The following is a 22041-nucleotide window of genomic DNA, read 5'->3' as shown; positions in this document are numbered from 1 at the left end:
TATGTTTTTCGGGGTAGACGGGGCCATGCTAGTAGGAGCCTTCCGACAAAGAAAAATCGTTTATTTCGTGGGTATTGTTCGTTAAAAGCGAAGTGTCGGACGACGCGGGCAGGGCACGGGTAATACTTCATTCAACACTTCTTTGCTAACCTCGCTGTCGAGTCAGTCCACCACTCCGGGAGCCACGATCATCGACACGCCAGATCCTCAAGCCGTCTGCAGCCCGATCACCAGCGCTGCCATCTTCATCGTGGCGACCCTTAACGCCGAGGCCGAGTACGCCGAAAAAGTCCGTGTCTGGTGCGCCGATATCGCAGGGCTGACGCGCTCGGTTGGCAAGCGCGTTCCCTCGGGAAACCTTTCCTGTGTTTGCGGATTTTCTTCCAGAGCGTGGGATCGTCTGTTCGGCAGTCCACGCCCCGCATCCCTGCATGACTTCCGCGAATTTGGCGTAGAAGGGCGGCGCGCCGTCTCCACGCCTGGCGACCTGCTGCTGCACATTCGAGCCGATCAGATGGACCTGTGTTTTGAACTGGCGACGCAGTTGATGTCGGCGCTGGACGGCGCCGTGACGGTGACCGACGAGGTGCAGGGTTTTCGCTATTTCGACATGCGCAGCATCATCGGTTTTGTCGATGGCACGGAAAATCCGGTGGGCCGCAAAGCCGAGCATTTCACCCTCGTGGGTGACGAGGATTCCACGTTCAGCGGCGGGAGTTACGTACTGGTGCAGAAGTACCTGCACAACATGAAGGCGTGGAACGAGTTGTCGGTCGAAGCGCAGGAGCGGGTGATCGGGCGCACCAAACTGTCCGATATCGAGCTGGACGATTCGGTCAAACCGAGCAATTCCCACAGCGCGTTGACAACCATCACCAAGGACGGCGAAGAGGTGAAAATCCTGCGCGACAACATGCCGTTCGGCCGGCCAGGCGCTGGGGAGTTCGGTACTTACTTCATTGGCTATGCGCGTTCGCCCGAGCCGCTGGAGCAGATGCTGGAGAACATGTTCGTTGGCAACCCACCCGGTAATTACGACCGGTTGCTGGACTTCAGCACGGCAGTCACCGGCAGTCTGTTCTTCGTGCCTTCGGCGGATTTGCTGGAAGAACTGGCAGAGCGATAAAAAAACGGCGGGATCAATTGATCCCGCCGTTTTGCATTTACTTGCCTGCCGCCAGTGCTGGCGTGCGTGGCGGCACCAGTCGTTTCGAACCAGTCGCTTCAAACGCCGCTGCCAGGCGCAGCAACGTCGAATCATCATAGGCCCGCCCGGCAAACGTCAGCCCCACCGGCATGCCGATATCTGCCATCACGCCCATCGGCACGGTGACGGTCGGTACGCCGAGGTGGCGGATCGCGAGGTTGCCGTTGGCGACCCAGATGCCGTTGCTCCAGGCGATGTCCGCCGAAGCCGGGTTGACGTCGGCGTCGGCGGGGCCCACGTCGGCGTTGGTCGGGAACAGCACGGCGTCGAGGCCGAGGCGATCCATCCAGTCTTCGAGGTCGAGCTTGCGGGTCTTCTCCAGACCGCGCAGGCCGTCCGGCAGGGTGGGGATCTGATCCCACGGCGTGATGCCGCGTTCGGCCATGCGCACGTATTCATCCATGCCGGCAGCGAGATCGCCTTCACGGTTGGGCAGGGTGCCCGGGTCGTGCGGGAAGATTTTCGGCCCGTCGACGTCTGCCAGACGGTTGAGTTTCGGGTCGCCGTTGGCGCGCAGGAAATCATCGAAGGCCCAGGCCGACAGGTCCCACAGTTCGTGGTGCATGAACTCTTTGGAGACGATGCCGCGATTGAACACGGTCGGTGCACCCGGACGATCGCCCTCGCAGTTGGAGACCAGCGGGAAATCCACTTCGATCACTTCGGCGCCGGCCGCTTCGAGGGCCTGACGCGCCTGTTTCCAAAGGTCGATCACCGAAGCGCGGGTGTTGATGCGTTGCCCGGTCGGGCCGCCGATGCCAGGTTCTTCACTGGTGCCGGCCTCAGGGTCGGCGTTGATGTACATGCGCGGCACGCCCAGGCGTTTGCCGGCCAGTGCATCACTTTTCACGGCGAGTTCGAGATAGGAAGCCGGGCGCACCGAGGCGACGCTCGGGATCGGCACCCAGGGTTGCAGGCGCCACAGGTCGCCACGGGTATCGGTGTCTTCGGCGACCACCACGTCGAGCACTTCCAGCAGATCGGCCATGGTGCGGGCGTACGGCACCACTACGTCCATGGTCGGCGTCAGCGGCCAGTTGCCGCGTACCGAAATCACCCCGCGCGACGGCGTGTAGGCGCACAGGCCATTGTTCGACGCCGGGCCGCGACCGCTCGACCAGGTTTCTTCCGCCAGACCGAATGCCGAGAAGCTGGCAGCGGTGGCGGTACCCGCGCCGTTCGACGAGCCGGATGCAAACGGCGCAGTCAGATAATCAGCGTTGTAAGGACTTTCAGCACGCCCATAGACTCCGCGCTGCATCCCGCCATTGGCCATCGGCGGCATGTTGGTCTTGCCCAGGCAGATCGCGCCGCCCGCACGCAGGCGTTCGATGGTGAACGCGTCGCGCTGGGCCACCAGATCGGCGAAGGCCGGGCTGCCGGACGCGGCGGTCAGGCCTTTGACCAGATAGCTGTCCTTGGCGGTGTAAGGGATGCCGTCCAGCGGGCCGAGGGTTTCGCCCTTGGCGCGACGTGCATCGGAAGCTTGCGCTTCTTTCAGCGCTTCAGGATTGCGCACGATCACTGCGTTCAGGGCAGTGGCGGTGTCCGGGCCGTCAAAGGCGTCGATACGCGCCAGATACGCCTGGACCAGTTCAACCGCCGTGGTCTGGCCGGATTCGAGCGCCGCGCGCAATTGGGCAATGGAAACTTCAGTGACTTCGATCATGCTGTTACCGCCGACAGGTTCGCTAAAGGGTGGTTGATCATTGTTATCGTCGAAAGATGTCAAAGATTCTTGATGGGCGAAACTCTACCCTGAAATTTGCCCAATGGCATGCATAAAGTCGATAAATATCGGTTAATTTCATCGGAAAAATTCGCCCGGCGTCTCACCGAACTGTTGGCGAAACGCCGCGATAAAGGCCGACGTCGAGTCATAACCACAGGCCAAAGCCACATCGGTGACGCGTTCGCCGCGTTCCAGCGGTGTCAGCGCGCCCAGCAGACGCAGGCGCTGGCGCCAGGTGCGGAAGGTCAAACCAGTGTCACGCAGGAACAGCCGAGTCAGAGTTTTCTCGGTAACGCCGAATTTTTCGCTCCAGTGCGCGAGGGTGGTCTGCTGTTCCGGATGTTGCTCCAGACTCTGATAGATCTGGCGCAAGCGACTGTCCTGCGGCAGTGGCAGCATCAGATCGATGGGCGGCGCATCGGCCAGTTGATCGAGGATCACCTGGGCCAGACGCCCATGCGGGCCGCTCTGGTCATACTCGACAGGAATCTGACTGAAGGCCCGGATCAGCTCACGCAAAAGATCACTGACGCCGAGCACATGACAACGCTCCGGCGCCCAACTGGCGACGCTGCAATCGATGTAAAGGCTGCGCATTTCGGTGTGCGGCGAACTGAATACCCGATGCGGCACGCCCGCCGGAATCCACACCGCCCGCTCCGGCGGCGCAACGAAACGACCGACGGCAGTCTGCACTTCGAGCACACCCTGAATCGCGTAGGACAACTGCACCCACGGATGACTGTGGCGGCGGGTCAGGGCGCGATTGGGCAGCGATTCGGTGCGCCCATACAACGGACGAGGCAGGCTCGGCAACCCGGGAATGCTGCGTCTGACGCTCTTGTCGTGTCCTTTTGGCGGCATCTGTGGGTTCTTCGGCGTTAGTCGGTAATTTCCAGTCACGTTAGAGTCGCTTCCACGTACTGGCAACCCCCGGATGAGCAAACCATGACGCGCCCACGATTTTTGCCCGACAACTTCACCCTGACCCTGATCGGCGTGGTGCTGCTGGCCAGCTTCCTGCCCGCCAGCGGCCAGGTCGCGACCGGTTTCGGCTGGCTGACCAATATCGCCATCGCGCTGCTGTTTTTCCTGCACGGCGCCAAGCTGTCGCGCGAATCGATCATCGCCGGCGCCGGCCACTGGCGCCTGCATTTGCTGGTATTCGGCCTGACCTTTGTCCTGTTCCCGCTATTGGGCCTGGCGCTCAAGCCGCTGTTGTCGCCGCTGATCGGCGATCAGCTGTACATGGGCATGCTTTACCTGTGTGCGCTGCCGGCCACGGTGCAATCGGCGATTGCCTTCACTTCGCTGGCGCGGGGCAATATTCCGGCGGCGATCTGCAGCGCGGCGGCGTCCAGTCTGTTCGGGATTTTCCTCACGCCGCTGCTGGTGACGCTGCTGCTCAACGTCCACGGCGACGGCGGCTCGACCCTCGACGCGATCGTGAAAATCAGCGTGCAATTGCTGCTGCCGTTCATTGCCGGTCAGATCGCCCGTCGCTGGATCGGCGCCTGGGTCGGTCGCAACAAGAACTGGCTGAAATTCGTCGATCAGGGCTCGATTCTGCTGGTGGTCTACGGTGCGTTCAGCGAGGCGGTGAACGAGGGCATCTGGCACCAGATTCCGGTGATCGACCTGTTGGGGCTGGTGGTGGTCTGCTGCATTTTGCTGGCGCTGGTGCTGCTGGCGTCCACAGTGCTGGGCAAGCTGTTCGGTTTCAATCTGGAAGACCGCATCACCATTCTGTTCTGCGGCTCGAAGAAAAGCCTGGCCACCGGTGTGCCGATGGCGCAGGTGTTGTTTGCCGGCAGCACGATTGGCGTGTTGATTCTGCCGCTGATGCTGTTCCACCAGATTCAATTGATGGTCTGCGCGGTGCTGGCGCAGCGCTATGCGAAACGCCGGGAGTCGGTGCCTGAATTGATGGCCCAGGTGGATCCTTGATCTCGGTTTCCAGCGCTAACCCGCACCGGAATACTTGACTGCCGCCGCTGCCCGCGACGGCACGTTGAGCACCCGCAACAACGACGACACATGAATTCGCACCGTGAACGGCGAAATATCCAGTTCGCGGGCGATTTCCTTGTTGGTCTTGCCTTGGGCGATCAGCCGCAGTACCTCCTGCTGACGCGGGGTGAGGGCGGTGCCGGTGTCCAGCGGCAGCAGGCCGGAAGGGGCGAATTTGACCAGTACCTCACCCTCACGAATCGCCCGGATCGCCTGACCGATCTCATCGGGGGCGATGTTCTTGCCGATAAAACCATCGATGCCGGCCGCCATGACCTCGCCGATCAGTGCCTCGTCATCCACCATCGACACCACGATCAACGTGGTTCGCGGCAAGCGCCGGCGCAGTTCCGCGAGCTGGCTGACACAGGTCAGTCCGGGGAAGCGCAAGTCGAGGATCAAGGTGTCGGGCTCATCGCCGGCCGGCAGCAGGGCGAGTACGGTGTCGAGGTCGCCGGCTTCTTCGATCAGGGCGTCGGGCAGCAAACGCTGGACAGTGCGCAGCAGCGCTTCGCGAAACAACGGGTGATCGTCGGCTATGATGATTCGGCACGCCATGGCAAAACCCTCCCTGGGTCAGCATTTCTTACGGCATGCACCTTAGCACCGGGCGAAGGCATTGCCTGTTGATTCGTGCTGTTATGACGACTGCCGCACAAGGACGTTCCCCCATGAAGTTCGAAAAGAACACCGAGCTCGACCAGGCCAATCTGCGCATCATCATCGCCAGCATCGCGTTGGTTTACATGGCCGTGCTCGGTTTCCTGCCGGGCCAGCGCTTCGATACTTACCTGCCGGTCGTCACCTACATTTCTCTGTTTTTGCTGGCCTCCGTCGTGCTTCGCCAGGCCATCGTGCGCTGGCCGGGGCATTATCCGGCGCGGCGGATTTTCGGCATGCTCCACGATTACACCGGTACCAGTTTCGGGCTGGTGGTCGGCGGCGAGGCGGCGTTGCCCATCTACGCGGTTATGGTCTGGGTCAATCTCGGCAACGGCATGCGCTACGGCTCGCGCTATCTGGCGATTGCCACGGTGCTGGCGTTGCTGGCGCTGTTGGCGGTCTATCGGTTGACGCCGTACTGGCAGGCGCAACCGTTCATGGTGTTGATGCTGATGATCACCAGCACGGTGATTCCGGTGTATGCGCACCTGCTGCTGGAGCGTACGCGCAAGGCATCTGAAGAAGCGGTCGCTGCCAATCTGGAAAAGTCGCGTTTTCTGGCCCAGGCCAGCCATGACCTGCGCCAGCCGATCCACTCCATCGGGTTGTTTACCGCATGTTTGCGCGAGTCGCGGCTGGGCGAGGAGGAGCGGCGGCTGGTGGACAGCATCGACCGTTCGCTGCTCAACGTGTCGCAGCTGTTTCGCTCTATTCTCGATCTCTACACCCTCGATAACGGGCGGATTTTGCCCCGGTTGCAGACGCTTGAACTGGGTGAGTGGCTGACGGATCTGATCCGCCAGAACGCTGAAGCCGCACGCTGGGCGGGTGTGGAATTGCGCTTGCGGCCTTGCGAATACTGGGTGCGCACCGATCCGGCGTTGCTCGCGACCATGGTTCAGAACGTGCTCTCCAATTGCTTCAAGTATGGTGCGCACCGGCCGGTGCTGATCGGTGTGCGCAAGCGCGGCGCGGGACTGGCCATCACGATCTATGATCGCGGCAACGGGATCGCCGAAGAGCATTTGCCCAAGGTGTTCGAGGAGTTTTATCGGGTTCGCCAGCTGCGCGACAAGGACGTTGAAGGCGTGGGCCTGGGGCTGTCGATTGTCCGGCGGCTGGGGCAGTTGATCGGTGTCGACGTCGCGATCCGCTCACGGCTGGGGCATGGCACGGCGGTGACATTGCATGGGCTGCCGCTGGCGCCGCCGCAGGTGCCGGTCAATCGGGAGGAGGCTAGACAGGTCGGTTTGCTGACAGGGTTGAAGGTGTGTCTGGTGGAGGATGATCGCAACGTTCTGCTGGCGACCTCGGCGTTGCTCGAGCGTTGGGGCTGCGTTGTGCAGGCCGAGCTGAGCGGGCAGGGCCTGGTCACGGATTGCGACATCATCGTTGCCGACTATGACCTCGGTTCGCACAGCACTGGCATCGAGTGCATCGATGAAGTTCGTCGTCAGCGGGGTTATGCGGTGCCGGCCATGATCATCACCGGGCATGATATCGAAAAAATCCAGGCGGCCCTGCATGACCGGCAGATCGCCATTCTGTCCAAGCCGGTACGCCCGGCCGAGCTGCGCGCGACCCTGCGTGCGCTGCGCGACCGGCAGACCGAGGCGGTCAGCGCTTACACAGATAGTCCTGCGTGATGGTGGTTTGCAGGCAGTTGTACTGACCCATGGTGCGGCAGATGTTTTTCTCCGAGCCCGACACTTCGGCGCTCTTGTAGCCCCAGACCTTGCAACGGCCTTCAGCGGTGGCCAACCCTTGGGCGGCGGAGGTTTGCCCGCTCTCGAACTGGCCCAGTTCATAGGAGACCTGGACAACGCCGTCGGTCTTGCTGCCGCCGGTGGCTTCCCATTGCTTGGGGGTGGCGCAGCCGGTGAGAACGAGGGCCGCGAGGCTGAGGGTGGCGATGAGTGTTTTCATGATCGAGCGGTATCCTTTACCGGGTGAGAAGAGGCGTTGGAACGGTTTTTCTGCGCCGGATTACTGGTACGGAATCGGCGACGCGCCTTTGGGCAGGCAAGACAGCGGGGGCGTCATGATGCCCATGCTGGCCACCGCGATGATCGCGCCGCTGGGCAGCTCGCAGTTGTATTCGCCGGCGGCGGTATAGGCGGTGTAGTAGGTCAGGGTGCTGTCGTTGCGGATGTTGCCGATCTTGGTGACCGGTTGGCCGATGACGGTCTGGGCGCGTTCGCGCATGCTGTCTTCAGTGGGTTTGGCGGTCTGGCAACCGCTGGCGCCGAGGAGCAGGGCACCGAGGACTGTGATTCTGGCGAGGCTGAGCTGCAGTTTCATGGTGTTTCTTCCTTGGTGTTGTTGTTTTTCCAGGCACAACGATCCCGTGCACTGCACAGCGGCAATGTTGGGGAGTGTCGGGGGTTGCGAGGGAATATAACGCCAGGGAACGGGGTGGTCGATTAGCACAAATGTGCTAGTGCGGCGCAACCAGCGGTGGGCTGGTTGCGCCGATAGCGGTTACTGAGGGCTGTTGAACTGGTCGGAATAGCTGCCGCTCATGAGGGCGGAAGCGACCTGGTCCGAACCGACGCCTGCGCGGGAGTAGGCGAGTCGGTTGGCACCGACCTTGTCTGCGCCATCGGCGGCGAGGGCGCCTGCGCCGACGTGGTCGGAGCCGTCAGAAGCTACTGCGCCGGCACCAACGTGATCCGCGCCGTCAGAAGCTACTGCTCCGGCGCCGACGTGGTCTGCGCCATCAGATGCGACGGCTCCAGCGCCAACATGATCGGCACCGTCGGAGGCAACAGCCCCAGCACCGACATGATCGGCCCCGTCAGAGGCAACTGCGCCAGCACCAACGTGATCCGCGCCGTCAGAAGCTACTGCTCCGGCGCCGACGTGGTCTGCGCCATCAGATGCGACGGCTCCAGCGCCAACATGATCGGCCCCGTCGGAGGCAACAGCCCCAGCACCGACGTGGTCGGAGCCGTCAGAAGCTACTGCTCCGGCACCGACGTGATCCGCGCCGTCAGATGCGACTGCTCCGGCGCCGACGTGATCCGCGCCGTCAGAGGCGACTGCACCAGCGCCGACATGATCGGCCCCGTCAGAGGCAACTGCGCCAGCACCGACATGATCTGCACCATCAGAAGCGACAGCGCCAGCACCGACATGATCCGCGCCATCAGATGCGACTGCACCAGCGCCAACATGATCGGCGCCATCAGAAGCAACCGTCCCCGCCCCGACATGATCCGCCCCATCCGACGCCAATGCCTGCGCCTTCGCGGCCCAGACATTGGGCATTGCCACCGTTGCCGCAACTGCCAGGACAAGGCCCGGCCAAAGCGTGTGCTTCATGATTTTCTCCACGCCCCATCAGCCACACAGCAACCGAGCATTACCCGTCGTTAGTTCATTGACGGAAGGCTCGTCGGCCCGGGGTCAACCAGATTGGTGAGTGGCACGGGGGCACCGGAGGGTGCACGGGTGTCGACGGTTTACAGGAAATCTGGACAGCGAACTGAAAAGTATAGTTCGCCCTTGGCGGGGTGCAGGCTGAAGGGCCGTGAAGGCGATAGTCGGTTCGCTTCCTTGCAGGCTTGCGCTAGAAAACAATCAGTCTAAAAACCGCGTAGCGCAATGCAACGTGTTTGCTAGGCTCAAGAATGTAGGCGAAGACGCAGACTGATGCGCAAGCGGATAGCGAGGAAGCGTTGGGCGCGTTCCGAAGGGTACACGGTTAGAAAGAACCCCGCGCTGGGTTCCAGCCCTTATGCCGTGTGAAGCAGCAGAGCACATTGCCTGGACTGTGGGAGTCCTGAGAAACCTCGTAAGCCAGAGACCAGCACTGGCCGCCTACTCGAACACCAAAGCCCGCCTCGTGCGGGCTTTGACGTTTTCGGGCTTTAGATACTGGCCAGCGCTTGCGCCAGATCCGCACGCAGGTCTTCGACATCCTCGACGCCTACCGACAGACGCACCAGGCTGTCACCGATGCCAAGCTTGGCACGGGTTTCGGCGGGGATGGTCGCGTGAGTCATGATCGCCGGGTGCTCGATCAGGCTTTCCACCCCGCCAAGACTTTCGGCCAAAGCGAAGATCTGCACGTTCTCCAGGAAGCGCCGGGCGCCCGCCAGGTCACTGTTCAGATCCAGGGAAATCATCCCGCCGAAACCACGCATCTGACGCTTGGCCAGTTCGTGTTGCGGATGGGATTCCAGACCCGGGTAGTAGACGCGTTTGACCTGCGGCTGTTGTTCCAGCCAGCGCGCCAGCTCCAGCGCGTTGCTGCAATGACGCTCCATACGCAGCGCCAGGGTCTTCACGCCGCGCAGGGTGAGGAAGGCGTCGAACGGACCGGAGATGGCGCCGACGGCGTTCTGCAGGAAGCCCAGGCGTTCGGCCAGCGCAGAATTGTCACCGACGACTGCGATCCCGCCGATCACGTCGGAGTGACCGTTCAGGTATTTGGTGGTCGAGTGCAGCACGATGTCGAATCCCAGTTCCAGCGGGCGCTGGATCCATGGGCTGGCGAAGGTGTTGTCGGCCACGCAGATGATCCCGCGCGCCTTGCAGATGCGCGCGATGGCGGCGAGGTCGGACAGCCCCAGCAGCGGGTTGGTCGGGCTCTCTACAATCACCATGCGCGTGTCGTCCTGCAACGACGCTTCGAATGCCGACAGGTCCGCCAGATCGACGTAGCTGAAACGATGCCCGGCACTGCGCTGGCGCACCTTGTCGAACAGGCGGAACGAACCGCCGTACAGATCATTGCCGGACACGATGTGCGAGCCGGCATCGAGCAGTTCGAGCACGGTGGAAATCGTCGCCAGCCCGGACGCGAAGGCGAACGCCTGGGTGCCGCCCTCCAGATCCGCCACGCAACGTTCCAGCGCAAAACGCGTCGGGTTGTGCGAGCGGCCGTAGTCGAAACCCTTGTGCACGCCGGGGCTGTCTTGCAGGTACGTGGAGTTGGCGTAGATCGGCGGCATCAGCGCGCCGGTGGTCGGGTCCGGCGTTTGCCCTGCGTGGATCACGCGGGTGGCGAAGCCCTGTTGACGGGCGTTCTTGTCGTGCTGGCTCATGCCAGGGATCTCCGTAATTGATTGAGCATGTCGACGCGGGTGATCAGGCCGTGGAAGCCTGAAGCGTCGGCGATGATGGCCACCAGGCCGCTGCTGAGTACGGCTTCCAGTTCAGCCAGCGTGGCGCCGGGGGCGAGGGTTTGCAACTTGTCCGTCATCGCGCTGTTGACGGGTTTGCTGAAGAGCGAGGCGTCTTCGTGCACGCGCACCAGAATGTCCGACTCGTCGATCACGCCGACCAGTTGCTTGCCATCCACCAGCACCGGCAGTTGCGAAACGTCTGCCAGGCGCATGCGCTGGAACGCGGTCATCAGCGTATCGTCCGGGCCGACGCTGACGACTTTGCCGTCTTCGAAGCGTCGGGCAATCAGGTCGCGCAGGTCGCCGTAGCGTTTGCGCTGCAACAGGCCCTGATCGGTCATCCACTGGTCGTTGTAGACCTTCGACAGATAACGGGTGCCGGTGTCGCAAACGAAGCTGACCACGCGTTTCGGCTCGGTCTGTTCGCGACAGTAACGCAGCGCGGCGGCGAGCAGGGTGCCGGTGGACGAGCCACCCAGAATGCCTTCGGCTTTCAGCAACTGGCGTGCGTGGTCGAAGCTTTCTTCGTCGCTGATCGAGTAGGCGCTGCGCACGCTCGACAGGTCGGTGATCGACGGAATGAAGTCCTCGCCGATGCCTTCCACCGCCCAGGATCCGGCGGTGCCCAAGTGCTTGCTGCGGCTGTATTCGGCCATCACCGAACCGACCGGGTCGGCCAGGACCATTTCCAGATCAGGTTGTACGCGTTTGAAGAAACGGGTGAGGCCGGTCAGGGTGCCGGCCGAACCGACACCGACCACGACGGCGTCCAGGTCATGCTCAGTCTGGGCCCAGATTTCCGGCCCGGTGCTGCACTCGTGGGCCAGCGGGTTGGCGGGGTTGTTGAACTGGTCGGCGAAGAACGCGCCGGGAATGTCCTTGGCCAGACGCGCGGCGACATCCTGGTAGTACTCGGGATGACCCTTGCCGACATCGGAGCGGGTGATGTGCACTTCGGCGCCCATGGCCTTGAGGTGCAGGACTTTTTCGGTGGACATTTTATCCGGCACCACCAGCACGACGCGGTAGCCCTTGGCGCGGCCTACGAGGGCCAGGCCCAGGCCGGTGTTGCCGGCGGTGGCCTCGACGATTGTACCGCCGGGTTGCAGGCGACCGTCGCGTTCAGCGGCGTCGATCATGGCCAGGCCGATGCGGTCCTTGATCGAACCGCCGGGGTTCTGTGATTCGAGTTTGAGAAACAGGGTGCAGGGACCGGTATCGAAGCGGGTGACTTTTACCAGCGGCGTATTGCCGATCAGCCCAAGTACGGCAGGGCGTGAATCCTTTGACATCTCTTCACCTCTTTGTGGTGTTGATCGCGTTCCATTCGCGGGGAAAAAGCTCGCGTGCAACATAGGCTCAGACCTGAGCTGTCGCAACCTTTAAACGGCCGGAAATACTGCCATTTCGATCTAACGATAGAACGAAATCGGAGAGGGGAAAGAAGTGATTTGCAGGGGTTTATACGCAGGCGTCATCGAGTATTGAAAGGGCGTCTTCAGCGTCACGAAGCGCTTGATCCGGCAGTGAAAATCCTGCAGCGAAAATCGCTCAGTGGTTGCTCATCAGACCGTGCAGCACACCCAGTCGCAAGCCGGGTTCGGAAGGCACCATTTGCGAGATGCCGAACACTTTGAACGCTGCCAGCATGACCACCAGACCGCCGGGCAGGATGCTCTGACGATGGGGTTGCAGGCCGGCCAGTTTGAGGTGCTGGACGTTGCTCACCTCCAGCAAGCGCAACGACAGCCGCAACAGGCCGCCGTAGGTGATGCCGCTCTCGCCATGATCGTTCAGACGATTGGCCTTGAGCACTTTGGCGAGCATCCGCGCGGTGCCCGAAGAGCCGATCGTCTGCTGCCAGCCCTGGGCGCGATAACGGCGGGCGACTTTTTCGAATTGCAGGATGGCTACGCGTTCGGCTTCTTGCAGCGCACCGGCGGAAATCTCGCCGTTGCGAAAGTAGCGCGCGCTCAAAGTGCCGCTGCCGATGGCAATGCTTTCGGTCAGCAGCGGTTGCGAGCCCTGGCCGAGAATCAGCTCGGTGGAGCCGCCGCCAATGTCGACCACCAGACGCATGTCATCGGCGACCGGCAGGGTGTGGGCCACACCGGCATAGACCAGGCGCGCTTCTTCATGGCCGGAAATCACATCGATGCGAAACCCCAGATGCCGTTCCGCACTGGCCAGAAACAGCTGCGCATTGTCTGCTTCGCGCACCGCGCTGGTGGCCACCGCGCGCACGCGACCGGGCTCGAAACCGCGCAGTTTCTTGCCGAACCGCGCCAACGCCTGCCAGCCGCGATCCAGCGCCATTTCGTCGAGTGCCCGGCCATCGAAGCCTTCGGCCAGCCGCACCGGCTCGCGCAAGGTTTTGACCTCCTGGATCATGAAACCCTTTCTGCTGCGCACCGACTGGCCAATCATCATGCGAAAGGCATTGGAACCGAGGTCGATGGCGGCAAACAGCGAGGTGTCTTCTTTCATGGGGATCCTTGCAAATCTTCCGTCGGGAGGCGCGGGACGGTTTGCGAGGATTTTGCCGTGGGTTCGATGACAACCTGATGACGCGGGCGGGGCGGTTCAATGAATTAATGGCTGTCATGACAGTGTCATTATCGGCTGTCCATACTTGGCCCCAATACATCGCGTGCTTTTCATGATTCGGCTGCCTTCCGGGCAGCTTTTTTTTGCCTGCAATTTACCGGGCACGCAAAGTTTGCAATCCCGGGCGATACACGATTAATATATGATTCATATACACTTCGTATCGGATATTGCCATGGGTATCGTAAAGATTTCAGAGGACATGCACGAGAATCTGCGCATCTCCAGCAACGCACTCAGCCGCTCGATCAACGCGCAGGCCGAACACTGGATGCGCATCGGCATGCTCGCCGAGCTGTATCCCGACCTGGATCACCACGCCATTTGCCGGCTGCTGATTCGCGCCGAACAGTCGGGCGGTCTGGATCTGCAGCAAGTCTGCGCACTGGCGGACGCCGCGCAGAATGCCTCGGTCAAAGAGGCGGCAAAGGCATGAGAAACCCGATCAAGATCAACACCCAGGCCGAAATCGCCCAATCCCGCGAGGCCGGCAGACTGGCCGCCGAGGTGCTGGCGATGCTGGTGCCGCACGTCAAGGCTGGCGTCACCACCGATCAGCTCGACCAGTTGTGCAACGATTACATCGTCAATGTGCAGAAGGCGATTCCGGCCAACGTCGGTTATCACGGCTTCCCGAAAACCGTGTGCGCGTCAGTCAACGAAGTGGTCTGCCACGGCATCCCGTCGAAGCGCGTGCTGAAGGACGGCGACATCGTCAATCTCGACATCGCGGTGATCAAGGACGGCTGGTTCGGCGATACCAGCCGCATGTACGTGGTCGGCGAACCGACGCCCGAGGCGCGGCATCTGATCAAGACCACTTACGACGCCATGTGCGCGGGCATCCGCGTCGTGCGGCCGGGCGCCACGTTGGGTGACATCGGTCATGCGATCCAGACGTTGGCGGAGAAAGAAGGGTTCAGCGTGGTGCGCGAGTATTGCGGGCACGGGATCGGCAAGGTTTATCACGATGAACCGCAGGTGTTGCATTACGGTTATCCGGAGCAGGGCTTGAAGTTGAAGGCGGGGATGATTTTCACCATCGAGCCGATGCTCAATGCCGGCAAGCGGCATGTGAAGAGTCTGGCGGATGGCTGGACGGTTGTGACCAAGGATCAATCGTTGTCGGCGCAGTGGGAGCACATGGTGGCGGTGACGGAGGACGGGTTTGAAGTGTTGACGGCTTGGCCTGACGAAATTGAAGGTTTTGCGGCTATCAAGTGAGACCGCGTCGGCCGCTGGCCCTCACCCTAGCCCTCTCCCAGAGGGAGAGGGGACTGATTGGGGGATATTGAAGAAATACACCGACTTGAGTGAACTGCGTTGAATCCATAATCGACTCGGTTTTTCAGGTCGATGTATAGCGCAAGACACCTCGGTCGGCTCCCTCTCCCTCCGGGAGAGGGCGGGGGTGAGGGCGGGCAGGCGATGCGTTCTTAATGTGCGCCGGCAGCTTTGTTCAGATCGCTTTCCGCCCACTCGGTATAGACGCATGCATCCGCCGTCGCCCAACGCACCCGAACCGGATCCCCAGCCTTCAACGGCATCCCCGCCGCCGACAATGCTTTCACGGTCATGGACGTGCCACCCGACGTGACCACACTGCAAGTCTGGCTCTCACCCAGAAACAACACCTCAACCACCTTCGCCGAAACCTCATTCCAGCCCGCCGCCAACGGCTCGTCATTCGCCTGTTGCACACTCAACGCCAACGCCTTTTCCGGGCGCACCATCAGTAGCACTTCCTGCCCGGTCTGCAATCCGGCGGTCAGGCGAATCGACAGAGACTGTCCCTCAAAACTCGCCGCCGCATTGCCCTGCGCCTTGAGCTTGAGAAAGTTTGAGTTACCCAGAAACGACGCCACAAACGCATTCGGCGGATTCTGATAAAGGTCATAACCGCTGCCGAGCCCGACAATCTTGCCGTGACTGAAAATCGCGATGCGCTGGGACAGGCGCATGGCTTCTTCCTGATCGTGGGTCACGTAGACGATGGTGATGCCGAGGCGGCGGTGCAGTTGGCGCAATTCATCCTGCAAGTCTTCGCGAAGCTTCTTGTCCAGGGCACCGAGCGGTTCGTCCATCAGCAGAATGCGTGGTTCGTAAACCAGAGCGCGAGCGATGGCGACCCGTTGCTGCTGGCCGCCAGACAGTTGCGAAGGGCGGCGATGGGCGAATTGTTCGAGCTGCACCAGTTTCAGCATCGCATCGACGCGCTTGTCACGCTCGGCAGTCGCGAGTTTGCGGATCGCCAGCGGAAACGCGATGTTGTCGCGCACCGACAGATGCGGGAACAGCGAATAACGCTGGAACACCATGCCGATGTCGCGCTTGTGTGGCGGCACGTTCACCAGTGACTGGCCGTTGACCAGGATCTCGCCGCTGCTCGGGGTTTCGAAGCCGGCGAGCATCGACAGCGTGGTGCTTTTGCCCGAGCCGCTAGAGCCGAGGAAGGTCAGGAATTCGCCGTCCTTGATGTCCAGCGAGATGTTGTCCACGGCGGCGAAATCGCCGTAGTGCTTGTTCAGGTTGCGCAGGCTGACCAGGGGTTTGTCGTTCTGCTGGGATGCGTCTTTGATCACGGCACTCATGTCGTACTCCTGGGCGCTCAAGCGCTGATTTCGTTGCGCCGGCGCAGAGCGGCGGCGATCACCATGACCAACACCGACAGGCCGATCAGCAGCGTCGAAGCGACGGCGATCACGGGCGTCAGGTCCTGGCGCAGGGTGGTCCACATTTTCACGGGAAGGGTTTGCAGGGTCGGGCTGGCCATCATCACGCTGAGCACCACTTCGTCCCACGAAACCAGGAAAGCGAAGAGGGCGCCGGCCACCATCCCCGGGCGAATCGCCGGAAAGGTCACCTTGAACACCGCTTGCAGACGCGATGCCCCGCAGATCACCGCCGCATCTTCAATCGACTGATCGAACAGCTTCAGCGAGTTGATGATCGAGATGATGGTGAACGGCAGCGCGACGATCACATGGCTGACGACGAAGGCGAACATCGTGCCGGTGTAGCCGAGCTTGAGGAACAGCGCGTACACCGCCACCGCGATGATCACCAGCGGGACGATCATCGGCAGGGTGAACAGACCGTAGAGCATTTCCCGGCCGGGAAAGCGTCCGCGTACCAGCGCGAAGGCTGTCGGCAAACCGAGGGCGACGGCGCAGATCGTGGTCAGCACCGCGACCTTGAGGCTGGCCAGCGCTGCGCTCATCCAGTCGGCATTGGAGAAAAACTGCACGTACCATTTCAGCGTCCAGCCCGGTGGCGGGAACACCAGCCACTGGGACGAACCGAACGACAGCAGGACGATGAACACGATCGGCAACAGCAGGAACAGGCCGATCAGCCCGGTGGTGAAATACAGGCCGAAGCGCATCCGGCGACTCATGGCATTGGGCGTCAGGAGCATGTCGGTTTACCTCGCGTTACTGGCGCCAACCGGGGATTCCGGCTGCAGCTTCAGGTAGACGTAAAACAGCACCAGCGTGATGACGATCAGCAACGCGGCGCCGGCGCTGGCCAGGCCCCAGTTGAGGAACGACTGCACCTGCTGAATGATGAACTCCGGCAGCATCATGTTCTGCGCCCCACCCAGCAGCGCTGGGGTGACGTAGTAACCGAGCGACATCACGAATACCATCAACCCACCGGATGCCAGACCCGGCCGGCACAGCGGCAGGAACACCCGGAAGAAGTTGGTCCACGGGCTCGCGCCACAGATCGAACCGGCCTGCAGGATCATCGGGTCGATGGCCTGCATGGTCGCCTGCAACGGCAGCACGATGAACGGGATCATGATGTAGCTCATGCCGATCACCACGCCGGTCAGGTTGTGCACCATTTCCAGCGGCTGATCGATGATGCCCATGGCCATCAGGGCTTTATTGATGACGCCCGAAGCCTGCAACAGCACCAGCCAGGAATAGGTACGGGCGAGGAGGCTGGTCCACATCGACAGCAACACAATGTTGAGGATCCAGCGGCCCCAGCCCCGTGGCACCAAGGTGATTGCCCAGGCCAGCGGGAAGCCCAGCAGCAGGCTGAACACCGTCACCAGTCCGGCCACCGAGAAGGTGTTGAACAGCACCCGGGCGTAGGCCGAGTTGGCGAACAGTTGTTCATAGTTGCCAAGGCCCGGCACTGGTTCGAGCACGCCGCGCAGCAACAAACCAATGAGCGGTGCGAGAAAGAACAGACCGAGGAACAACAGCGCCGGCGCGAGGTTGCCGGCGCCGCGCCAGCGTTGCTTGAGGGACGGGGCTTGCGCCATTGCACTCGCCTTGCCTGACGCCGAGCCGGCAGCGCTCGCGGCGCTTCCGGTGGCAGTGGAGGGACGGGACGCGGTGGCCGCCATTTTCATTTGACCAGCCATTCGTTCCACCGTGTCGCGATGGCCGGACCGTTCTTGGCCCAGTACGCGAAATCAAGAGTGATCTGATCCTTAGCGTAGGCAGTCGGCAGGTTCGGGGCCAGCGTCGAGTCCAGACGCTGCACGCTGTCGACGTTGACCGGGGCGTAGGCGGTCAGGTTGGAGAAGTCCGCCTGGCCTTTGGCACTGCTGGCGCTGGCCAGGAACTTCATCGCCGCGTCCTTGTTTTTCGAGCCCTTTGGCACGACCAGAATGTCAGCCATTACGAGGTTCTGTTTCCAGCTCACGCCGACTGGTGCGCCATCTTCTTGCAGAGCGTGAATCCGGCCGTTCCAGAACTGGCCCATGCTCGCTTCACCGGAGGCCAGCAGTTGCTGCGACTGCGCGCCGCCGCCCCACCAGACGATGTCTTTCTTGATGGTGTCGAGTTTCTTGAAGGCGCGATCGAGGTCCAGCGGGTAGAGCTTGTCGGCCGGCACGCCATCGGCGAGAAGAGCCAGTTCAAGTACGCCCGGGCTCGGCCATTTATAGAGGGCGCGTTTGCCGGGGAAGGTCTTGGTGTCGAACAGCGCGCTCCAGTCCTGCGGCTTGTTGGCACCGAGTTTGCCCTCGTTATAGCCGAGGACGAAGGAGAAGAAGAAAGAGCCGACGCCGTAGTCGCTGACGAAACGCGGGTCGATCTTGTCGCGCTGGATCTGTTTGAAATCGAGGGGTTCGAGCAGGCCTTCGGAGGCGGCGCGCAGGGCGAAGTCGGCTTCGACGTCGACCACGTCCCATTGCACGTTGCCGCTCTCGACCATGGCCTTGAGTTTGCCGTAGTCGGTCGGGCCGTCCTGCACGACGGTGATGCCGCTGGCCTTGCTGAACGGATCGGCCCAGGCCTGTTTCTGCGCATCCTGGGTGCTACCGCCCCAGCTGACAAAGTTCACACTCTCGGCGGCCATCGCGGCCTGACCGGTCACGCTCAGCAGTCCCGCAAGAAAGATCGCGGTTGCAGCTTTGTTCAACACCATTTTTACGCCCTCATTGTTGTGTTTTTGAGCGGGCTTGCGTTGTTGCCCGCCTGTCGGGAGCAGTAGCTGGACGATTTTTCAGGTCGTCCGGTCTATGGAATATCATATTATGGTATTCCAAACTTTGTGCAAGCACTTTGCCTTACCGGCTATCTGTTGATTTTGGTTTTTTGGCTGTGCTCGGCGCGAGATATTGGGTGCACTTTAGATCCAGCCCCTCACCCCAGCCCTCTCCCGGAGGGAGAGGGAGCAGATCTCTATGCTGTTCAAAACTCGAGTTCGACTCGGAATTTCAGGTCGATGTATAGCGGTAAAACAACTCGGTCGGCTCCCTCTCCCTCTGGGAGAGGGCTGGGGTGAGGGCTGCTTTACTCGGTGAACGGAATGCTCTCGACCACCTCAAGATCGTAGCCAGTCAACCCGGCATATTTCAGCGGCGGCCCCAGGTGGCGCAGCTTGCCGACGCCCAGGTTCTGCAAAATCTGCGCCCCGGTGCCGACCTCCGAATAGATTCGCGATTGCGAGCGACTGAACTGCCGTGGCGGTTGAGTCAGTTGCGGAATGCGCTCCAGCAGCGCCTGGGAAGATTCATGATTGGCCAGCACCACGACCACGCCATGGCCCTCGGTCGCGACCCGTTGCAACGCTGCCCACAACGTCCAGTTCGATGGCCCGCTGTACTCGGCGCCGACCAGATCGCGCAGCGGATCGATCACATGCACGCGCACCAGCGTCGGCTCTTCGCGGCGCAATTCGCCCATGACCATCGCCATGTGCACGCCGCCCTCGATACGGTCTTCGAAGGTGATCAAACGGAACGTGCCATGCACCGTCGGCAGCTCTCGTTCGCCGATACGCTCGATGGTGTGTTCGGTGCTCAGGCGATAGTGGATCAGGTCGGCGATGGTGCCGATCTTGATCCCGTGCTTGCGCGCAAAGACTTCAAGATCCGGACGACGGGCCATGGTGCCGTCGTCGTTCATCACTTCGACGATCACCGAGGCTGGTGTGAAACCCGCCAGCCGCGCCAGATCACAACCAGCCTCGGTGTGGCCGGCACGGGTCAGCACGCCACCTTCCTTGGCGCGCAGCGGGAAGATATGACCGGGCTGCACCAGGTCTTCTGCGCGTGCATTGGGCGCCACCGCAGCGGCAACCGTACAAGCGCGGTCAGCGGCGGAAATCCCGGTAGTCACGCCGACCGCCGCTTCGATAGAAACCGTGAACGCGGTGCTGAACACGCTGCCATTGCTCGGCACCATTTGCTCCAGTCCCAGGCGCTGGCAATGATCGTCAGTCAACGTCAGGCAGATCAGACCGCGTGCCTCACGAGCCATGAAACTGATCGCCTCGGGCGTACAACGATCAGCAGCCAGCAGCAGGTCGCCTTCGTTTTCCCGGTCTTCGTCATCGACCAGCAACACCATTTTGCCGAGGCGATAATCTTCGATGATTTCTTCGATGCTGTTGAAGGCCATGCTGGACTCTCGATGTGGATGAAATTTGTGGTATACCATAATACAAAATCAACCAAGAGGTCACTATGAAGGCGTACTGGATTGCTCACGTGGACATCACCGATCCTGATCACTACAGCCAATACACTCAGCGCGCGCCGAAGGCATTCGCCGAGTTCGGCGCAAAGTTCCTGGCCAGAGGCGGGCGCAGCGAAGCGATGGAAGGGCGGACGACGCCGCAGCGCAGCGTCGTGATTGAATTCGACAGCTACGAGCAGGCGGTGGCGTGCTATCGCTCGGCGGCGTATCAGGAAGCGAAGAGCTACCGGGAGGAGTGGGCGCGGGCGGAGATCGTTATTGTTGAGGGCGTGCCGCCACTTTAAGAGACGCCACCACCCCCCTGTGGGAGCGAGCCTGCTCGCGAAGGCGTCGTATCAGTCGATGCAAATGTTGAATGAACGACCGCTTTCGCGAGCAGGCTCGCTCCCACAAGTGGGCATGGAGTCTTCAACGCATGAAATGAATCTTGCCGCTGTCGTCATTGCCCATATACATGCCATACACCCCGGCCTGGCGTTCCTCGATGTAGCGTTCGAGGATCTGCCGGATCGCCGGGTAGTAGATCTGGTCCCACGGGATGTCTTCGGGGGCGAAGAATTTGCAGGCGAGGGTTTCCGGGCCGTACTGGCCGGTGATTTCCAGCGCGAGGGCGCGGAAGATGATGTAGACCTCGCTGATCTTCGGCACGCTGAAGATCGAATACGGCGAGACTATTTCCGCGCGTACGCCGCTTTCTTCCCAGACTTCGCGCAGGGCAGCCTGTTCGGTGGTTTCGCCGCTTTCCATGAAGCCGGCGGGCAGGGTCCAGGTGCCGGGGCGCGGTGGGATCGCCCGTTGGCACAAGAGGTATTTGCCGTCCTGCTCGATAATGCAGCCGGCGATGATCTTCGGGTTTACATAGTGGATGTAGCCGCAGCCGCGGCACATCAGGCGCTCGTGCGTATCGCCCGGCGGCACCTGCTGACCGAGGTCAGCGCCACCGCATTTCGGGCAAAAGCTCGGGCTGAACATGTCAGTGACCTATGCGCGGTTCTTTCAGCGCGATGGGCAGGGTGATCGGCGGTGTGGCGCCGGTCTCTTCCTGTTTGCGCTTCAGATAATCGAGGGCCACGGCAGCCGCCGCGCGCACGTGATCGACGCACGCCTGATGCGCCGCCAGCGGATCGCCGCTCTTGATCGCCTCGACCATTTTTTCCATCTCGTGATTACTGGCGCCGCGACGGTTTTCCTGGGACACCGATGTTGCGCGCAGGTAACTGATGCGCGCCTGCAACTGACGCAGCTGAGTGGCCGCGACATGGTTGCCCGAGCCTTCCAGCAGCACGTCGTAGAAACCCTGCACCGAGTCGATCACCTGTTGCAGCTCGCCATCCTTGAGCGCCTTGCGGTTCTCGTCGAGGGCTTTTTCCAGGGCCTTGATGTCCTTGGCCTTGGCGCGCAGGGTGAACAGCTGGACGATCAGGCCTTCGAGCACGCAGCGCAGTTCATAGATGTCGACGGCATCGGCGAGGGTGATGATGGCGACGCGCGGGCCCTTGGCGTCGGCGAACTCCACCAGGCCTTCGGATTCCAGGTGACGCAAGGCTTCACGCACCGACGTACGGCTCACGCCCAGGCGATCGCACAGATCGCGCTCCACCAGGCGATCGCCCGGCAGCAGCTGGAAGTTCATGATGGCGCTTCGCAGTTTATCCAGCACGATCTCGCGCAGGGTGACGGGGTTGCGATTGACCTTGAAGCTGTCGTCGAGTGGCAGGCGTTTCATGGGGTCCGCTCTTTAAG

Annotated in this window: 22 protein-coding genes; 6 read left to right on the top strand and 16 right to left on the bottom strand. The window is 61.6% G+C overall.

Annotated elements, in window-relative coordinates:
- Positions 1-142: 142 nt before the first annotated feature.
- On the top strand, positions 143-1126 hold the full coding sequence (locus QR290_RS17270) for a Dyp-type peroxidase (protein WP_435875051.1): 984 nt from the start codon (positions 143-145) through the stop codon (positions 1124-1126).
- 37 nt (positions 1127-1163) lie between these two features.
- Here QR290_RS17270 and QR290_RS17265 read toward each other — a convergent pair whose 3' ends face one another.
- Together QR290_RS17265 and QR290_RS17260 are read right to left on the bottom strand one after the other, a co-directional pair.
- Positions 1164-2876 carry an amidase gene (locus QR290_RS17265; protein WP_289203184.1) on the bottom strand — a complete coding sequence of 571 codons (1713 nt, stop codon included), beginning with the start codon at positions 2874-2876 and terminating at the stop codon, positions 1164-1166.
- A gap of 138 nt (positions 2877-3014) precedes the next feature.
- A complete protein-coding gene (locus tag QR290_RS17260) occupies positions 3015-3803 on the bottom strand; it encodes an AraC family transcriptional regulator (RefSeq protein WP_103386947.1) in 789 nt (262 codons plus the stop codon).
- A gap of 84 nt (positions 3804-3887) precedes the next feature.
- Between QR290_RS17260 and QR290_RS17255 the strand changes: the two genes are divergently transcribed.
- Positions 3888-4886, top strand: a complete 999-nt coding sequence (locus tag QR290_RS17255) for a bile acid:sodium symporter family protein (protein ID WP_289203183.1) — start codon at positions 3888-3890, stop codon at positions 4884-4886.
- A 15-nt stretch (positions 4887-4901) separates the two neighbouring features.
- On the opposite strand, the gene QR290_RS17250 is transcribed toward QR290_RS17255, so the two are convergent.
- Complete coding sequence (locus QR290_RS17250; protein ID WP_115078228.1) at positions 4902-5507, bottom strand: LuxR C-terminal-related transcriptional regulator; 606 nt, start codon at positions 5505-5507, stop codon at positions 4902-4904.
- 113 nt (positions 5508-5620) lie between these two features.
- On the opposite strand from QR290_RS17250, the gene QR290_RS17245 reads away from it, so the two are divergent.
- Positions 5621-7258 (top strand): ATP-binding response regulator, encoded by a 1638-nt coding sequence (locus QR290_RS17245; RefSeq protein ID WP_289203182.1) that lies wholly within the window; start codon positions 5621-5623, stop codon positions 7256-7258.
- Here QR290_RS17245 and yecR read toward each other — a convergent pair.
- The 6 genes from yecR to QR290_RS17215 all read right to left on the bottom strand — a co-directional run bounded on the left by yecR (position 7230) and on the right by QR290_RS17215 (position 13231).
- On the bottom strand, positions 7230-7538 hold the full coding sequence (gene yecR / locus QR290_RS17240) for a YecR family lipoprotein (protein ID WP_115078226.1): 309 nt from the start codon (positions 7536-7538) through the stop codon (positions 7230-7232). The genes QR290_RS17245 and yecR overlap by 29 nt on opposite strands.
- Before the next feature lie 60 nt (positions 7539-7598).
- Positions 7599-7913: a hypothetical protein gene (locus QR290_RS17235; protein WP_262161277.1), complete on the bottom strand. Its 315-nt coding sequence runs from the start codon at positions 7911-7913 to the stop codon at positions 7599-7601.
- A 659-nt stretch (positions 7914-8572) separates the two neighbouring features.
- Positions 8573-8827, bottom strand: a complete 255-nt coding sequence (locus tag QR290_RS17230) for a hypothetical protein (protein ID WP_289203181.1) — start codon at positions 8825-8827, stop codon at positions 8573-8575.
- Between the two features lie 657 nt (positions 8828-9484).
- Positions 9485-10663 carry a trans-sulfuration enzyme family protein gene (locus QR290_RS17225; RefSeq protein WP_289203180.1) on the bottom strand — a complete coding sequence of 393 codons (1179 nt, stop codon included), beginning with the start codon at positions 10661-10663 and terminating at the stop codon, positions 9485-9487.
- Positions 10660-12036 carry a cystathionine beta-synthase gene (locus tag QR290_RS17220; RefSeq protein ID WP_289203179.1) on the bottom strand — a complete coding sequence of 459 codons (1377 nt, stop codon included), beginning with the start codon at positions 12034-12036 and terminating at the stop codon, positions 10660-10662. Before QR290_RS17220 ends, QR290_RS17225 begins: the two co-directional genes overlap by 4 nt.
- 259 nt (positions 12037-12295) lie before the next feature.
- Complete coding sequence (locus QR290_RS17215) at positions 12296-13231, bottom strand: Ppx/GppA family phosphatase (protein ID WP_115078222.1); 936 nt, start codon at positions 13229-13231, stop codon at positions 12296-12298.
- A gap of 295 nt (positions 13232-13526) precedes the next feature.
- Here QR290_RS17215 and QR290_RS17210 point away from each other — a divergent pair, with 295 nt between their 5' ends.
- Both QR290_RS17210 and map read left to right on the top strand, forming a co-directional pair.
- Positions 13527-13787: a ParD-like family protein gene (locus tag QR290_RS17210; RefSeq protein ID WP_011334623.1), complete on the top strand. Its 261-nt coding sequence runs from the start codon at positions 13527-13529 to the stop codon at positions 13785-13787.
- Positions 13784-14575 (top strand): type I methionyl aminopeptidase, encoded by a 792-nt coding sequence (map, locus tag QR290_RS17205; protein ID WP_289203178.1) that lies wholly within the window; start codon positions 13784-13786, stop codon positions 14573-14575. Before QR290_RS17210 ends, map begins: the two co-directional genes overlap by 4 nt.
- Before the next feature lie 212 nt (positions 14576-14787).
- Here map and QR290_RS17200 read toward each other — a convergent pair whose 3' ends face one another.
- The 5 genes from QR290_RS17200 to ribBA form a co-directional block, all read right to left on the bottom strand.
- A complete protein-coding gene (locus tag QR290_RS17200; protein WP_289203177.1) occupies positions 14788-15942 on the bottom strand; it encodes an ABC transporter ATP-binding protein in 1155 nt (384 codons plus the stop codon).
- A gap of 17 nt (positions 15943-15959) precedes the next feature.
- Positions 15960-16769 (bottom strand): ABC transporter permease, encoded by an 810-nt coding sequence (locus QR290_RS17195; RefSeq protein ID WP_007957396.1) that lies wholly within the window; start codon positions 16767-16769, stop codon positions 15960-15962.
- Between the two features lie 6 nt (positions 16770-16775).
- The gene (locus QR290_RS17190; RefSeq protein WP_289205309.1) at positions 16776-17720 is read right to left on the bottom strand and encodes an ABC transporter permease; all 945 of its coding nucleotides are present in this window, start codon (positions 17718-17720) and stop codon (positions 16776-16778) included.
- On the bottom strand, positions 17717-18742 hold the full coding sequence (locus tag QR290_RS17185) for an ABC transporter substrate-binding protein (protein WP_085703580.1): 1026 nt from the start codon (positions 18740-18742) through the stop codon (positions 17717-17719). The genes QR290_RS17190 and QR290_RS17185 overlap by 4 nt, the downstream gene beginning before the upstream one ends.
- 368 nt (positions 18743-19110) lie before the next feature.
- Positions 19111-20220: a bifunctional 3,4-dihydroxy-2-butanone-4-phosphate synthase/GTP cyclohydrolase II gene (gene ribBA / locus QR290_RS17180; RefSeq protein ID WP_289203176.1), complete on the bottom strand. Its 1110-nt coding sequence runs from the start codon at positions 20218-20220 to the stop codon at positions 19111-19113.
- Positions 20221-20285: 65 nt separating this feature from the next.
- Here ribBA and QR290_RS17175 point away from each other — a divergent pair, with 65 nt between their 5' ends.
- On the top strand, positions 20286-20582 hold the full coding sequence (locus QR290_RS17175; protein WP_289203175.1) for a DUF1330 domain-containing protein: 297 nt from the start codon (positions 20286-20288) through the stop codon (positions 20580-20582).
- Positions 20583-20706: 124 nt separating this feature from the next.
- On the opposite strand, the gene QR290_RS17170 is transcribed toward QR290_RS17175, so the two are convergent.
- Complete coding sequence (locus QR290_RS17170; RefSeq protein ID WP_127798406.1) at positions 20707-21270, bottom strand: NUDIX hydrolase; 564 nt, start codon at positions 21268-21270, stop codon at positions 20707-20709.
- 1 nt (position 21271) lies between these two features.
- Complete coding sequence (locus QR290_RS17165) at positions 21272-22024, bottom strand: GntR family transcriptional regulator (RefSeq protein ID WP_085603063.1); 753 nt, start codon at positions 22022-22024, stop codon at positions 21272-21274.
- Between the last annotated feature and the right edge of the window lie 17 nt (positions 22025-22041).

It is taken from the genome of Pseudomonas fluorescens, from assembly GCF_030344995.1.
In the GTDB taxonomy this organism is placed as follows: domain Bacteria; phylum Pseudomonadota; class Gammaproteobacteria; order Pseudomonadales; family Pseudomonadaceae; genus Aquipseudomonas; species Aquipseudomonas fluorescens_BF.
This window is presented reverse-complemented; position numbering and strand designations above follow the sequence as displayed.

Bases quoted from the DNA above. Each gene is read 5' to 3' on its own strand.
- QR290_RS17265 (WP_289203184.1), bottom strand. From the start codon at position 2,876: ATGATCGAAGTCACTGAAGTTTCCATTGCCCAATTGCGCGCGGCGCTC.
- QR290_RS17260 (WP_103386947.1), bottom strand. From the start codon at position 3,803: ATGCCGCCAAAAGGACACGACAAGAGCGTCAGACGCAGCATTCCCGGG.
- QR290_RS17255 (WP_289203183.1), top strand. From the start codon at position 3,888: ATGACGCGCCCACGATTTTTGCCCGACAACTTCACCCTGACCCTGATC.
- QR290_RS17250 (WP_115078228.1), bottom strand. From the start codon at position 5,507: ATGGCGTGCCGAATCATCATAGCCGACGATCACCCGTTGTTTCGCGAA.
- QR290_RS17245 (WP_289203182.1), top strand. From the start codon at position 5,621: ATGAAGTTCGAAAAGAACACCGAGCTCGACCAGGCCAATCTGCGCATC.
- yecR (WP_115078226.1), bottom strand. From the start codon at position 7,538: ATGAAAACACTCATCGCCACCCTCAGCCTCGCGGCCCTCGTTCTCACC.
- QR290_RS17235 (WP_262161277.1), bottom strand. From the start codon at position 7,913: ATGAAACTGCAGCTCAGCCTCGCCAGAATCACAGTCCTCGGTGCCCTG.
- QR290_RS17230 (WP_289203181.1), bottom strand. From the start codon at position 8,827: ATGTCGGGGCGGGGACGGTTGCTTCTGATGGCGCCGATCATGTTGGCG.
- QR290_RS17225 (WP_289203180.1), bottom strand. From the start codon at position 10,663: ATGAGCCAGCACGACAAGAACGCCCGTCAACAGGGCTTCGCCACCCGC.
- QR290_RS17220 (WP_289203179.1), bottom strand. From the start codon at position 12,036: ATGTCAAAGGATTCACGCCCTGCCGTACTTGGGCTGATCGGCAATACG.
- QR290_RS17215 (WP_115078222.1), bottom strand. From the start codon at position 13,231: ATGAAAGAAGACACCTCGCTGTTTGCCGCCATCGACCTCGGTTCCAAT.
- QR290_RS17210 (WP_011334623.1), top strand. From the start codon at position 13,527: ATGGGTATCGTAAAGATTTCAGAGGACATGCACGAGAATCTGCGCATC.
- map (WP_289203178.1), top strand. From the start codon at position 13,784: ATGAGAAACCCGATCAAGATCAACACCCAGGCCGAAATCGCCCAATCC.
- QR290_RS17200 (WP_289203177.1), bottom strand. From the start codon at position 15,942: ATGAGTGCCGTGATCAAAGACGCATCCCAGCAGAACGACAAACCCCTG.
- QR290_RS17195 (WP_007957396.1), bottom strand. From the start codon at position 16,769: ATGCTCCTGACGCCCAATGCCATGAGTCGCCGGATGCGCTTCGGCCTG.
- QR290_RS17190 (WP_289205309.1), bottom strand. From the start codon at position 17,720: ATGAAAATGGCGGCCACCGCGTCCCGTCCCTCCACTGCCACCGGAAGC.
- QR290_RS17185 (WP_085703580.1), bottom strand. From the start codon at position 18,742: ATGGTGTTGAACAAAGCTGCAACCGCGATCTTTCTTGCGGGACTGCTG.
- ribBA (WP_289203176.1), bottom strand. From the start codon at position 20,220: ATGGCCTTCAACAGCATCGAAGAAATCATCGAAGATTATCGCCTCGGC.
- QR290_RS17175 (WP_289203175.1), top strand. From the start codon at position 20,286: ATGAAGGCGTACTGGATTGCTCACGTGGACATCACCGATCCTGATCAC.
- QR290_RS17170 (WP_127798406.1), bottom strand. From the start codon at position 21,270: ATGTTCAGCCCGAGCTTTTGCCCGAAATGCGGTGGCGCTGACCTCGGT.
- QR290_RS17165 (WP_085603063.1), bottom strand. From the start codon at position 22,024: ATGAAACGCCTGCCACTCGACGACAGCTTCAAGGTCAATCGCAACCCC.